The organism is Flavobacterium movens (genome assembly GCF_039581425.1).
Classification (GTDB): domain Bacteria; phylum Bacteroidota; class Bacteroidia; order Flavobacteriales; family Flavobacteriaceae; genus Flavobacterium; species Flavobacterium luteolum.
In genome coordinates this window covers 23,727-37,599 of sequence record NZ_JBCPXY010000015.1, presented here as the reverse complement: position 1 = coordinate 37,599, position 13,873 = coordinate 23,727, and the positions used below count along the sequence as shown (strand labels likewise).

Here is a 13,873-nt window from a genome sequence, read left to right as displayed (position 1 = left end):
AAGCGAAATATGAAAACCACCGTATTATTTATTATAATATCGATATTCTCACTTAACTCTTATTCTCAGTCTCAAAAAGACAGCCTCAATAAAGTTGTTCAAGAACGAATTAAAAAAATAAAGGAAGATCAATCCGAAAACCCCTATTACAGCCAGCAAGAACTCGAAGACAATTATAAAAACGAAATTGATACCTTTCTGGCTTTGGCTCAACCAAGTGAAAATAGTGATTTAGCAAATCATTTCAAGATCTATTTGGAAAAAAGACTTCTAAAAAAAATAGATTTTTCGGCAATTAAATGGTCTGCTTTTTATAAAGAAATTTCAAAGAATAAAACAACTCTTAGCGTTCGATTAACTTTTGAATTAAGCAAAACAGGTAAAGCAACAAACTGCCGTATCAATACCAAAGACAAAGAATTAGAAAAAAACATTATCGAAGTTTTCAAAAAATTTCCATTAGAAAAACTGGGAATAAAAGAGAGTGATAAATTAGGAAAAATCAGCGTGCAGCTATTTACTAAAGAAGATAATGAAGTTGTTATAAAAGCTAGTCAATTTGCTGTAGTTGATGTACCTCCAATACTGAAAGGATGTGAAGACGCTTCGTTATACTGGCAATTAAATAAATGTCTTTATGACAGATTATACGATTACATTGTAAAAAACATTTCATTAAAAACCCTTAATGATCAAGAATCAAGAGGTGAAATCATATTCAGACCACGTTTTACAATTAATAGCGAAGGAAAAATTATAAACGTAAATTCTATTGCACCAAACAAAGTGATTAAAGACGAAATTGATCGTGTTATATTATCCTTTAATGAAACAATAGAACCCGGCAAAAGAAATAATGTTCCTAAAAATACCTATTGTGATACGTTCCGTACTATTATAATAGAAAATTTGAAATAGTAATTTTTTTGATATAAAAGGTCAACAATCCAATCATTTATTGAAATTACGAAAGATCATATTTGAAATTATAATTAATTTTGATTCAAATTTAATTCATTGATAATGAAACGAAAACGCCATATTCATCATTATCGCAACATTACTTTTGGATTATAATTCCTGTTTTTTATAACAATTCTAGAAAAAAGCGTTAATTTAGTGTCCGCTTTTTTTGAAAAATTCACGCTTTTTAAAGAAAACATGTTTCGATTAAACCGAATGTTTATTTGAAACCAACTGCCCTAGCCCTGACGGGAGCGGCATCTCCCGATTTAGAAAAACAAGGCTTTTTAGCCGTAGTTTTTGTTTATCGGGAATATAGTGGACAGGCAGTCCCGATAGCTATCGGGAAGCTCCTTCTTCCGTTTACATAAAAACATAATAATAAATTAAAATACCTAAAATGAGATTAGAAGATTTTGATAATGATGAAGATAAAGTAATTCAGGATCGTTTGAAACAAAGAACGTGGAATGAAATTAAAACCAATGACAGCTGGGCAATTTTTAAAATTATGTCTGAGTTTGTAAATGGTTATGAAGCAATGGGACGTATTGGTCCTTGTGTTTCTATTTTTGGATCTGCGAGAACAAAACCAGAAGACAAGTACTATCAATTGGCAGAAAAAATTGCCTACAAAATCAGTAAAGCAGGTTACGGTGTGATTACAGGAGGTGGTCCCGGAATTATGGAAGCTGGAAATAAAGGAGCGCATTTGGGCGGAGGAACTTCGGTTGGCTTAAATATCGAACTACCGTTTGAACAGCATTTTAATCCGTATATTGATCATGATAAAAACCTGAATTTCGACTATTTCTTTGTGAGAAAAGTAATGTTCGTAAAATATTCGCAAGGTTTTGTAGTTATGCCAGGAGGTTTTGGAACTTTAGACGAAATGTTTGAAGCTATCACTTTGATTCAGACTAAGAAAATTGGAAAGTTCCCAATCATCTTGGTTGGAGTAGAATTCTGGTCTGGCTTGATTGAATGGGTTAAGACTGTTTTGGTAGAAAAAATGCATACAGTAAGCCCTGAAGATTTGAATTTATTTAAAATTGTAGATACTGAAGACGAAGTTGTTGAGGCATTAGATAAATTCTACAAAAAGTACGATTTAAGTCCGAATTTCTAATTTTTCCAACCACAATTAGTGATATAAGCACAGCGCTTAAAGCAATCTTTTTAAATGAACTTATATCACTTATAGGGTTAAAATATACTGCAAATACACAAAAATCGAAAGCTGTTTTTTTAAACAGCTTTTTTTATACTATTTTTACAAAAATCCGTAACTTCAATACATCCGTAACATAAGTATGTCTGATAATTTTTAAGCCAATATTTGAAAGCACTTTATAAAATTATTTGCCTCGTTTTGGTTTTATCATTTTCGATAAAACTAACTGCACAACATCAATCTAAGATGGAAGTGGCGGTAAATCTTGAGCTTAAAACACTGAACATAAAACAGGATATTACCTATCATAATAATACAAACGACACTTTGGTTTCGATTGTGCTTAATGATTGGAATAATGCTTATGCAGACAAAAACACGCCATTGGCTAAGCGTTTTTCTGACGAATTTTACAGAGGTTTTCATTTAGCAAAAGCTGCAGACCGAGGAAAAACTACAATTATAAATCTAACTGATACTAATTTTTCGGCTTTAGAATGGGAAAGAAGTGCGGAGAATCCTGATTATATTACTGTCCGACTGAATCGTAAACTTCTTCCAAACGAAAAAATCGATTTACATCTTAATTACATTGTAAAAATACCGAATGACAAATTCACTCATTTTGGTTTTGATCAAAATGGCGGAATGGCATTAAAAAACTGGTTTTTAAGTCCTGCCCGTTTTGAAAATGGTCTTTTTGTAAAGTACAATAATTTCAATTTGGATGATATTGCAAATGCAGTGAGTGATTATGATGTTGAAATCAAAATCCCAAATCAATATTCTATTGCTACCGATTTAAATTCGGTTTCAAAAGATACTACCAATCAGAATTACAGTATTTATTCTTATTCGGGGCAAAATAGAGCCGATTTTAGTCTTTATATTGAAAAGCAAAATAGTTTTAGAGCATACGACAATGGTTCTTTGGTGGTTCTAACGAATTTAAAAAACAAAAAAATAGACGAGTATCAGAAGGCGATTATTATTAATCGCGTAGTTTCTTATGCTGAGAAATTTATAGGTAAATATCCGCATGAAAAAATCACAGTTTCGCAGATAGATTATGATAGAAATCCATTTTATGGCTTAAATCAGCTGCCATCGTTTATCAGTCCGTTTGAAGATGATTTTATTTTTGAGATTCAATTTTTAAAGACTTTTTTAAACAATTATCTCAAAAACAGTTTGCGCTTAGATCCAAGAAAAGACAATTGGATTTATGATGGAATCCAGATTTACACCATGATGAAGTATATGGAAGAACATCATCAGGATGAAAAAATGCTGGGAAAACTTTCAGACATGAAACTCTTTAAAAGCTATAACATTACCAATCTGACTTTTAATGAGCAATACAGTTATTATTACATGCTAATGGCGCGTAAAAATCTGGATCAGCCTCTCGGAGATCCTAAAAACACGCTGATAAAGTTTAATGAACAAATTGCTAGTAAATATCGTGCGGGTTTAAGTTTGAGTTATTTAGACGATTATCTTAATCACGATATTGTTCCTAAAAGTGTAAAGGAGTTCTATAATCTTAACCAGATTGGACAATCCAATAGATATGATTTTGAAAAAATCTTAACTCAAAAAAGTCCAAAAAATATCGATTGGTTCTTTAAAACTATTATCGACTCTAGAGATATAATCGATTATAAATTTACTAATGTTTCGAAAACAGCAGACAGCATTACATTTTCGGTAAAAAATAAAACTGGAATTTACGCTCCTATTCCGATTTACGGAATTAAAAAGAAAGAAGTCGTATTTAAAGAATGGATTGAGCCTGTTAAAAAAGATTCTGTTTATGAGTTCAGCCGAAAAAATGCGGACAAAATCGTTATCAATTACAATAACGAAGTTCCAGAATATAACCAACGAAACAACTGGAGATCTCTAAAAAATGTTTCACTAAATCGTCCAGTAAAATTTAATTTTGCTAAAGATTTAGAAGACCCAGATTACAATCAAATTTTATACATTCCAACATTAAATTATAATTATTATGATGGCTTTACACCTGGAATTCGTTTTCATAATAAAACCATTCTAGACAAACCTTTTAATTTTGATATTAATCCCGCTTATTCAATAAAGGCAGGAACCATTTCTGGCTCATCAGCTTTCTCTTGGAACCAATACTATCGCAACAGCACTTTATTTAATGTTCGATATTCTATCAGTCAAAATTATTACCATTATGCTCCAGATGCTACATATTTGAGATTAAATCCGATGGTAGTGTTTCGTATTCGCGAAAAAGATTTCAGAGACAATAGAAAACAAGCGATCATGTTTCGTGAGATCATCGTAAATCGTGAAGCTAGCAGTTATATAACAGATAATTCAGAACCTAATTATTCGGTATTTAATGCTCGATATTCTAATACAAAAACAGAATTGATTGATCATTTTAGTTTTATGACTGATCTGCAGTTTTCTGGAGGATTCGGAAAAGTTTCTGGTGAAGTCGAATACAGAAGATTATTTGAAAATAACAAAAAGTTAAATTTAAGATTATACGCTGGAAGTTTCCTGTACAATACAACAAACTCAGATTATTTTAGTTTTGGTTTAGACCGTCCGACTGATTATTTATTTGATTATAATTTATTTGGAAGATCAGAAAGCACAGGATTTTTCAGTCAGCAATATGTTATTGCCGAAGGAGGTTTCAAATCGCAAATAGAACCTTCGTATGCCAATCAATGGATGGCCACTCTAAATGCGAGTTATGCAATCTGGAATTGGGTAGAACTTTACGGTGACATTGGTTTTTTGAAAAACAAGCATCAGAGTGAGTTCTTTGCTTACGATTCTGGAGTACGCTTAAACCTTGTTCCTGATTACTTTGAACTCTATTTTCCTGTTTATTCAAATAATGGATGGGAAATATCACAACCTAAATACAATGAAAAAATACGATTTATAATCACCTTTTCGCCAAAAACGTTAGTCACACTTTTTACTAGAAAATGGTTTTAATCAAATAAAAATTAAACAAAAAGTTGAGAAATTATCAATAAAATTAAATTTCACATAAAAATAACATAAATAAAATACATAGTTTTTAGATTTGAATACAAATAATTAAATTATATTTATTTCAAAGAATTATGATTATTGATTGTTTTTAAGTAATTTCGCGACATAAACAACATGACCCTGTAAGATTATGATAAAAGAAAAAAGCAATACTACACTGACATTTGAAGATTTCAAAACTGAGGTATTGAATGACTATAGAATTGCGGTAACAAGCCGTGAATGTAGTCTTTTAGGTCGAAAAGAAGTATTAACCGGAAAAGCTAAGTTTGGTATTTTTGGAGACGGAAAAGAAGTGCCACAGTTGGCAATGGCTAAAGCTTTTAAGAATGGAGACTTCCGTTCTGGATACTATCGCGATCAAACTTTTATGATGGCTATTGGCGAATTGGATGCTAAGCAATTTTTCGCTGGTTTATATGGTCATACTGATTTAGCTTTTGATCCAATGTCTGCGGGAAGACAAATGGGCGGACACTTTGTAACGCACAGTTTAAACGAAGACGGTTCATGGAAAGACTTAACTAAACAAAAAAATTCAAGTTCAGATATATCTCCTACTGCTGGTCAGATGCCAAGATTATTGGGATTGGCACAGGCCTCAAAAATTTACCGAAACGTAGACGGAATTACTATTAAAGACAAATTTTCTGTAAATGGTAATGAAGTTGCTTGGGGAACTATAGGAAACGCAAGTACTTCTGAAGGTTTGTTTTTTGAAACCATAAATGCTGCTGGAGTTCTACAAGTTCCGATGGTAATGAGCGTTTGGGATGATGAATACGGAATTTCTGTTCATGCAAAACATCAGACTACGAAAGAGAATATTTCTGAAATTTTAAAAGGATATCAGCGCGATGAAGATTCTAAAGGTTATGAAATCTTTAGAGTTAAAGGCTGGGATTATGCCGAACTGGTTTCTACTTACGAAAGAGCTGGAGCCATTGCACGCGAAGAACACATACCCGTTTTAATTCACGTAAACGAATTAACACAGCCACAAGGCCACTCTACTTCTGGTTCTCACGAACGTTACAAAAGTTCAGAAAGATTAGCTTGGGAAAGAGATTTTGACTGTATTCGCCAAATGCGTTTGTGGATGATTGCAATTAATATCGCTTCTCCAGAAGAATTAGCAGAACTTGATTTCGAATTAAAGAAAGAAGTTTTAGAAGCTAAAAAAGAAGCTTGGAATAGCTTTATTAATCCAATTATTGATGAACAAAAAAATCTTTTAGCTTTATTGGAGCAAATTGCCGAGGCAAGCATCAATCATAAAGAAAGAATCAAAAAATTAATTTCTGAATTGGCTGCAATTAAAGCACCGCTTAAGAAAGAATTATTGGTTTATGCAAGAAAGATTCTTCGTTTTATTGAAGTTCCAAACAGCAAAGTTCTTTTATCTAACTGGATTACAAAATTCTTAGCCGAAACACAGGAAAAATTCAGCAGTAATCTACATTCTGAGTCTGAACAAAATGTATATTCTGTAGAAAAAGTTCTTCCTAAATATGCTGAAAACGCAAAACCAGATTTAGACGGAAGAATGATTTTGCGCGATAACTTCGATGCTTTATTTGCAAAATATCCTGAAACTTTAATTTTCGGTGAAGATGTTGGAAACATCGGAGACGTAAATCAAGGTCTTGAAGGTATGCAGGAAAAATACGGTGAACTTCGTGTTGCCGATGTCGGAATTCGTGAAGCAACCATTATTGGTCAGGGAATAGGAATGGCTTTGAGAGGTTTACGTCCGATTGCTGAAATTCAGTATTTAGATTATTTATTGTACGCTATTCAAATCATGAGTGACGATTTAGCTACATTACAATATAGAACTGTTGGAAAACAGAAAGCGCCACTAATTATTAGAACTCGTGGACACCGTTTGGAAGGAATCTGGCATTCTGGTTCTCCAATGGGAATGATTATCAATGCTATTCGCGGAATCCATGTTTTGGTTCCTAGAGATATGACACAAGCCGCTGGTTTTTATAATACTTTGCTAGAATGTGACGAGCCTGCTTTGGTTATTGAATGTTTGAATGGATACCGTTTAAAAGAAAAAACACCTTTGAATTTTGGTGAGTTCAAAACACCAATTGGAGTTGTAGAAACTCTAAGAGAAGGTTCTGATATTACTTTAGTTTCTTACGGATCAACTTTAAGATTGGTTATGCAAGCAGCTAATGAATTGGCAGAAAAAGGAATTGACTGTGAAGTTATAGATGTTCAATCTTTACTTCCATTTGATATTAGCAAAGACATTGTAAAAAGTATTGCAAAAACAAACCGTCTTTTAGTAATTGATGAAGATGTTCCTGGAGGAGCTTCAGCTTTCATTTTACAGCAAATTTTAGAAGAGCAAGACGCTTACAAACATTTAGACAGCAAACCGCAAACTTTAGCTGCTAAAGCACACAGACCTGCATACGGAACTGATGGAGATTATTTCTCTAAACCATCTGCAGAAGATATTTACGAGAAGGTGTACGATATGATGCACGAAGTTAATCCTTCTAAATATCCTGCTTTATACCAGTAATTAAGAATTTTAGATATTAAAAAACGCTCCAAGAATTTGGAGCGTTTTTGTTTTTTATACTTTATCAACTTTGTCAAAGTTTAAAACTTTGACAAAGTTCTACACAATCTTTGTAGAGTTACTTGCGGAGATTTCTCCTTCGTCGAAATGACAAAATTGTGGAATGTTATTCAAATTAATTAAATATCCTTCAACATAGCCCTAGCTCTTTCCAAATCCTCGACTGTATCAATACCAATTCCCACATGAGTTGTTTCTACCATTTTAATACGTTTTCCGAATTCTAAATAACGTAATTGTTCTAGTTTCTCAGAAGCTTCTAAAGATTTCATTGGAAGGCTGTAAAAGTCTAATAACGCCTGTTTTCTAAAAGCATAAATTCCGATATGCTGAAAATATCTTACTCCAACATTTTTCTCTCTCGGATACGGAATTACAGAACGTGAAAAGTATAATGCAAACTGTGACTGATCTACCACCACTTTTACATTATTTGGATTATTGATTTCGTCCTCATTGGTGATTTCACGCATTAACGAAGTCAAATCAATTTTTCTATCTGAATCATTCTTAAAAACAGATAATACTTGAGCTAAAGGCTCAGCTTCTGTAAATGGTTCATCGCCTTGCACATTCACTACAATATCAACATCGAGGTCGGCAATGGCTTCAGCAATTCGATCGCTTCCAGATTCATGTTCTTTGATACTCATTATGGCTTTTCCTCCATTGGAAACAATTTCATCAAAAATCAGATCAGAATCAGTTACAACAAAAACATCATCGAATAATTTTGTAGAAACTGCTGCTTCGTAGGTTCTTAAAATTACTGTTTTTCCACCTAAATCCTGCATTAGTTTTGCAGGAAAACGTGTTGAAGCATATCTGGCCGGAATTACTGCTATTATTTTCATTCTTATATTTTACTGAGTTTAAAAACTCAAAAATTAGTAATTTAATTTTCACTTCTTTTAAGTGCTTACAAATATGCAAAAATTACTTTTAAATTTTCTGTTTTTCTATTTCTGTAAGGGATGAAAATCATGTTCACGAATTTTCTGCCTAATAGCAAACAATACATTGATTGTTATTAGAACTTTCTTGTGTTATTTATTAAGACAAAAAATTATAACAAAACTGTAACACGAAGATAAGTTGCGGGAATTAATGTAGAATTTTTGTCATTACTTTTGTTTTGGCTATTGACTAATTCGTCAAGTTTAGCATACAAATCAGAAGTTTTACCATTTTGTTCAGCAGCTTCGAAAGCATTCATGGTTGGGCCATAATAATTTTTCAATCGATCTAGCCACTGCGAAGGTGGGAATGCTGCTTTAAATGTAAAGGTATCTTTCTCAAAAGAAATATTTTCTTTAGGAACACCAGCATTTGTGAATCTTTCAACTACGTTATCCTCAATTCCCCAAAGCATTGGACTTACAAAACCCTCAGGAGGCGGTGGCGTAAATTCTGAGCTAATTTTCAAGATTTGTGCAACCAACGTTGGATCTCCCGGTATCCAATTACCCATAATAACTTTACCTCCAGGTCGTGTAACACGAACCATTTCTTTAGCAACATCAAAAGGTTTTGGAGCAAACATTGCTCCAAAAATACTCATCGTAACATCGTAAGACTGGTTTTTCAATTCATTCAAATCAGTTGCATCACCTTCTTTAAATACAACATTATCTAATCCTTCTTTTTTTGCTCGAAGATTACCCGCTTCAACTAAATTTCTTGCTATATCAACACCTAAAACATTGGCTCCTAATTTTGCCGAAGGTATTGCGGTAGTACCATCGCCACAGCCAAGATCTAAAACGTTGCTATTTTCTTTAATTCCAATTTTGGCAACCAATTCCGCACCGCTTTCTCTCATAGATTCTGCAATACGCGTAAAATCGCCTTTTTCCCATAATGCTTTGTTTGGATTCATCTTAATTTTATCAGTGATTATAGTGCTGATGCCGCACTTTAACTTAATTTATAAATACCTTCTATCGTTTTTTAAATGATCACCAGTTAATCATAAAAGGCATTTAAAAAAACTACTTAAAAAGAAGACATAAATAAAATAATCAACTAACAAACAATTACTTACACAAAAATAAACAAAATTTAGATGAAACATTTTACTATCTCATAAAATTTATTTTTTAAACAAACTGTCTAGATTATAACTTTTAAACCAATACCACATAAATGGAAAAAGATTGGAAAAACTTTGACGAGTTCTTCTCTATTTTCACACAAAAACAAAGACACTATTCACAAAGAGTTTTCTAAAATATTTTTATAACATTTTCATTAAAGCATTGTTATTTAATTTCTTATAATATTTTTATTTTTATATAAAAAACTATGAAAAGAAACTTTACTTCTCTCCTGCTCTATTTCTTTTTAATATTTACCTCGAATGCTTTTTCTCAAAATGAAATCATCAATGCATTTACAAATCGAATTTTTGATGGAAAAGGTTACCAACCATTGACTAATTTAAAATGGAAATTTAAAACAGAAGGAAAAATCTTTTCTTCACCAATCGTTCAAAACGGAACAGTTTATATTGGTAGTGAAGATGGTTATTTTTATGCTGTCGATAAAAAATCTGGAACTCTAAAATGGAAATTTAAAACCAATGGAGCCGTTCACAGTTCTGCAAGTCTTTATAATGATATTGTTTATTTTGGAAGTTTTGATGGCCATTATTATGCTGTAAATGCCAAAACAGGAAAAGAAATATGGCGATTTAAAACCAAAGGCGAACATTGGTATAGTGAAATTGGAATGTGGGGTATGAAACCAAGCGATCTTCTTATGGCTGACTTGTGGGATTTCTATCTTTCAACTCCTGTTGTTTATACAGACCATAATTCTGCATTGGCAATTTTTGGAAGCAGCGACGGAAATCTATATGCTGTTGATGCTAAAACTGGAAGTTTAAAATGGAACTTTCAAACAAAAGCCGCTATACACAGTACTCCGGTTCTAGAAAAAAACACAGTTTATTTCGGCGGATGGGATGGCGTCTTTTATGCTTTGGATTGCAAAACAGGAAAAGAGAAATGGAAATTTTCTACCGAAGTCAAAACGGGCTTCACAGGAATTCAAGCTTCTGCTACTGTTTATAACGGAATGGTTTACTTTGGTGCGAGAGACCCTTATTTGTTTGCATTAGATGCCGAAACAGGAAAAGTAATCTGGAAATACAACGCCGAAAATTCTTGGATTTTGAGTACGGCTGTTGTCAAAGATAATATACTGTATGTTGGAACTTCAGATACTTACGCTTTATTGGCATTGGATGCTAAAACAGGAAAAGAAAAATATCGATTCAAAGGCAATGGTTACGTTTACTCTTCACCTGCAATTGCTGGAAACACAATCTATTTCGGTGATTTTTCTGGAAATTTCTTTGACTTAAATCTGCTTTCTGATGGAAAAGAATCGCATATAATTCCAACAGAAAATAGAACTAAATATGCTGGAAGCATTCTAAACAATAATCTTTTAGATTTTGGTTTCGTAGCCAAACAAACAGATTTATCTAGCTATCCCGAAAACCAAAAAGTTATGAATGAATTTTACAAATTAGGTCCGATTGTTTCTTCTCCATTTATCAATAATAATGTTATTTTTTATGGAAGTGCCGATGGTTATCTTTATGCTTACAACTTGAAAAAAGACAAATAATCTTAGCGAATCTCTGCGTAATTCTTTGTGAGTCTCCGTGTAATAGTTATACCGCAAAGATTCGCAAAGAATTACGCAAAGATTCACAAAATTTACTACATAAGCTTTACTGAAGTCATACTCAGAGATCCAGCCAGTAATTTATCATTAAAGAGGCTTAAATCATCTGTTTTATCTTTCAAACCTAAAGTATATAATAACGGAAGATAATGTTCTGGTGTTGGAACAGCCAATTGAATAGCTTTATTCATTTTTTCGAAATCTATTAAAGGCTGGAAATTTCCATCTAATAAATAATTATTTACCGTTTCGCGTGCTTCTATAGCCCAATCATAACCGTAATTATCTTTATCAAAATTTCTAAAATCTACCATTCTTAGATTGTGGACAATATTCCCGCTTCCGATAATTAAAACGCCTTTGTAACGAAGCGCTTGCAGTTTCTGAGCCAATTCAAAATGATATTGCCCCGATTTTGTGTAATCGATGCTTAGCTGAATTACAGGAACATCGGCATTTGGGTATAAATGTTTAATTACGCTCCAAGCACCATGATCCAATCCCCAATGTTCGTCTAATTCGACCATAACAGGATCTAAGAGCTTTTTAGTTTCAACTGCCAATTCTGGACTTCCTTTTGCTGGATATTGGACATCAAAAAGTGCTTGCGGAAAACCTCCAAAATCATGAATGGTTCTTGGCATTTCCATAGAAGTTACTTTTGTCCCTTTTGTAAACCAATGTGCAGAAACGCATAAAATAGCATTAGGCTGTGGTAATGTTTTTGCCAGATTACGAAAACCAGTTACAAACTGATTTTCTTCAATAGCATTCATTGGGCTGCCGTGTCCTAAAAATAGAACAGGCATTTTATCGGTATTCGAAAACGTAGATGAAATCGAATGTAAATCGTTTAGTGTTGTCATTTGCTAAAACTTTTTTTCTGCCACGAATTTCACGAATTACACTAATTTACTTAGTTTTAAAAAAAATTCGTGCTAATTGGTGAAATTCGTGGCAAACTATTATTCCTCAAAACTCTCGTCTTTAAATCCTATCAAATATAACTTATTTTTGGCACGTGTCATAGCGGTATAAAGCCATCTAATGTAATCAGAATCAATTCCGTTTGGCAAAAAAGGCTGTTCGATAAAAACAGTATTCCATTGCCCACCTTGCGATTTATGACAGGTTATAGCGTACGAAAATTTAACTTGTAATCCGTTAAAATATTCGTTTTCCTTTACCTTTTGAAATCTTTTGTATTTAGTCGGTTCGTCTTCATAATCTTTCATCACTTCTTCATACAAACGATTTGATTCTTCGTAAGTTAAAGAAGGAGATTCGCTTTTTAAAGTATCTAAAATCAAAACGGTTTCAAAAGGTTTCTGATTAGGATAATCGACCATTCTGATCTTTACTTTTGCAAACGTATATCCATATAATTCTTTGATTCCGAAAAGTTCTAGAACTTCAATGATATCTCCATTGGCAATAAATCCCGCTTCGTCGGTTTCTTTTAGCCAGAAATAATTGTTCTTCACTACCATTAAAAAATCACCTACCGAAAGTTCGCTTTCTTTAAACAAAATACGGCTTCTAATCTGTTCATTGTACTGATTTGCTCTTTTATTTGAACGCACAATAAAAGCAGTATCTTCAATGCTATAATTGCTATACGCAGTATTAATCGCATCTTGAATATCATAACCATCTGTCAGTCGAACAATGTCTTTAAACTTCTTTACGTTGAACTTAAATTCAGTTATAAAACTCTCTTTAAGCAATTCACGCAATTCGGTTGCATTGTATAGAATTCCAGAATTTTCTTCCTGACGCATTACTTCGTCCAATTCGATATGATCAATTTCTTTGCTGTAATGAAAACCCAAAGTATCAATATCTAAAGCAGGACTAACATCCAAATTGACTGGTGGAAGCTGAGCTGTATCTCCTAAAAGAATCATTTTACAGTTTTGACCAGAATACACATAATTGATCAAATCGTCTAGAAGTGATCCGCTGTCTAAAGTACTGTCTGAAATCATCGACGCCTCATCGACGATAAAAATTGTGTTTTTATGTTTGTTGACTTGTTTGGTAAAAGCGACTCCGCCACCAGAAGACTTCTTCGGGAAATATATTTTTTTATGAATTGTAAAAGCTGGATTATTCGAATAATTGGCAATTACTTTGGCTGCACGACCAGTTGGCGCAAGCAAAACGTATTTTTTATTAATATCTCCTAAATTATTGACAATAGTAGAAATAACGGTTGTTTTTCCCGTTCCAGCATATCCTTTCAAAACAAAAATGGTGTCGTTTTGAGGTTCAGTCAGGAAAATTGCAATCTTCTGAAAAAAAATATCCTGCTTATATGTTGGAGGAAAAGGAAATCGTTTTTGTAAAATACCGTAAAACTGTGCAGAATTCATAAAATA

9 protein-coding genes are annotated in these 13,873 nt (G+C 32.8%); 5 read left to right on the top strand and 4 right to left on the bottom strand.

Going from position 1 to position 13,873, the window contains the following annotated elements:
* Positions 1–9: 9 nt before the first annotated feature.
* From AAYQ05_RS20965 to AAYQ05_RS20950, 4 genes are all read left to right on the top strand, one after another.
* Positions 10–918: a hypothetical protein gene (locus AAYQ05_RS20965; protein WP_343545216.1), complete on the top strand. Its 909-nt coding sequence runs from the start codon at positions 10–12 to the stop codon at positions 916–918.
* Between the two features lie 445 nt (positions 919–1,363).
* The gene (locus tag AAYQ05_RS20960; protein WP_111425481.1) at positions 1,364–2,092 is read left to right on the top strand and encodes an LOG family protein; all 729 of its coding nucleotides are present in this window, start codon (positions 1,364–1,366) and stop codon (positions 2,090–2,092) included.
* 291 nt (positions 2,093–2,383) lie between these two features.
* The gene (locus AAYQ05_RS20955) at positions 2,384–5,131 is read left to right on the top strand and encodes a gluzincin family metallopeptidase (RefSeq protein WP_343545247.1); all 2,748 of its coding nucleotides are present in this window, start codon (positions 2,384–2,386) and stop codon (positions 5,129–5,131) included.
* Positions 5,132–5,321: 190 nt separating this feature from the next.
* Positions 5,322–7,736 carry an alpha-ketoacid dehydrogenase subunit alpha/beta gene (locus tag AAYQ05_RS20950; protein ID WP_343545215.1) on the top strand — a complete coding sequence of 805 codons (2,415 nt, stop codon included), beginning with the start codon at positions 5,322–5,324 and terminating at the stop codon, positions 7,734–7,736.
* Between the two features lie 179 nt (positions 7,737–7,915).
* Here the strand turns inward: AAYQ05_RS20950 and kdsB are convergent, their stop codons facing one another.
* Both kdsB and AAYQ05_RS20940 read right to left on the bottom strand, forming a co-directional pair.
* A complete protein-coding gene (gene kdsB / locus AAYQ05_RS20945; RefSeq protein ID WP_343545214.1) occupies positions 7,916–8,650 on the bottom strand; it encodes a 3-deoxy-manno-octulosonate cytidylyltransferase in 735 nt (244 codons plus the stop codon).
* A 212-nt stretch (positions 8,651–8,862) separates the two neighbouring features.
* Positions 8,863–9,675 carry a class I SAM-dependent methyltransferase gene (locus AAYQ05_RS20940; protein ID WP_343545213.1) on the bottom strand — a complete coding sequence of 271 codons (813 nt, stop codon included), beginning with the start codon at positions 9,673–9,675 and terminating at the stop codon, positions 8,863–8,865.
* Between the two features lie 425 nt (positions 9,676–10,100).
* On the opposite strand from AAYQ05_RS20940, the gene AAYQ05_RS20935 reads away from it, so the two are divergent.
* On the top strand, positions 10,101–11,432 hold the full coding sequence (locus AAYQ05_RS20935; RefSeq protein ID WP_343545212.1) for an outer membrane protein assembly factor BamB family protein: 1,332 nt from the start codon (positions 10,101–10,103) through the stop codon (positions 11,430–11,432).
* Between the two features lie 95 nt (positions 11,433–11,527).
* On the opposite strand, the gene ygiD is transcribed toward AAYQ05_RS20935, so the two are convergent.
* Both ygiD and AAYQ05_RS20925 read right to left on the bottom strand, forming a co-directional pair.
* Positions 11,528–12,358, bottom strand: a complete 831-nt coding sequence (gene ygiD, locus AAYQ05_RS20930) for a 4,5-DOPA-extradiol-dioxygenase (RefSeq protein ID WP_281633178.1) — start codon at positions 12,356–12,358, stop codon at positions 11,528–11,530.
* Between the two features lie 99 nt (positions 12,359–12,457).
* Complete coding sequence (locus tag AAYQ05_RS20925) at positions 12,458–13,867, bottom strand: ATP-dependent DNA helicase (RefSeq protein WP_343545211.1); 1,410 nt, start codon at positions 13,865–13,867, stop codon at positions 12,458–12,460.
* Between the last annotated feature and the right edge of the window lie 6 nt (positions 13,868–13,873).

Coding starts and splice junctions, on each gene's coding strand:
- AAYQ05_RS20965 (WP_343545216.1), top strand. CDS start 10: ATGAAAACCACCGTATTATTTATTATAATATCGATATTCTCACTTAAC.
- AAYQ05_RS20960 (WP_111425481.1), top strand. CDS start 1,364: ATGAGATTAGAAGATTTTGATAATGATGAAGATAAAGTAATTCAGGAT.
- AAYQ05_RS20955 (WP_343545247.1), top strand. CDS start 2,384: ATGGAAGTGGCGGTAAATCTTGAGCTTAAAACACTGAACATAAAACAG.
- AAYQ05_RS20950 (WP_343545215.1), top strand. CDS start 5,322: ATGATAAAAGAAAAAAGCAATACTACACTGACATTTGAAGATTTCAAA.
- kdsB (WP_343545214.1), bottom strand. CDS start 8,650: ATGAAAATAATAGCAGTAATTCCGGCCAGATATGCTTCAACACGTTTT.
- AAYQ05_RS20940 (WP_343545213.1), bottom strand. CDS start 9,675: ATGAATCCAAACAAAGCATTATGGGAAAAAGGCGATTTTACGCGTATT.
- AAYQ05_RS20935 (WP_343545212.1), top strand. CDS start 10,101: ATGAAAAGAAACTTTACTTCTCTCCTGCTCTATTTCTTTTTAATATTT.
- ygiD (WP_281633178.1), bottom strand. CDS start 12,358: ATGACAACACTAAACGATTTACATTCGATTTCATCTACGTTTTCGAAT.
- AAYQ05_RS20925 (WP_343545211.1), bottom strand. CDS start 13,867: ATGAATTCTGCACAGTTTTACGGTATTTTACAAAAACGATTTCCTTTT.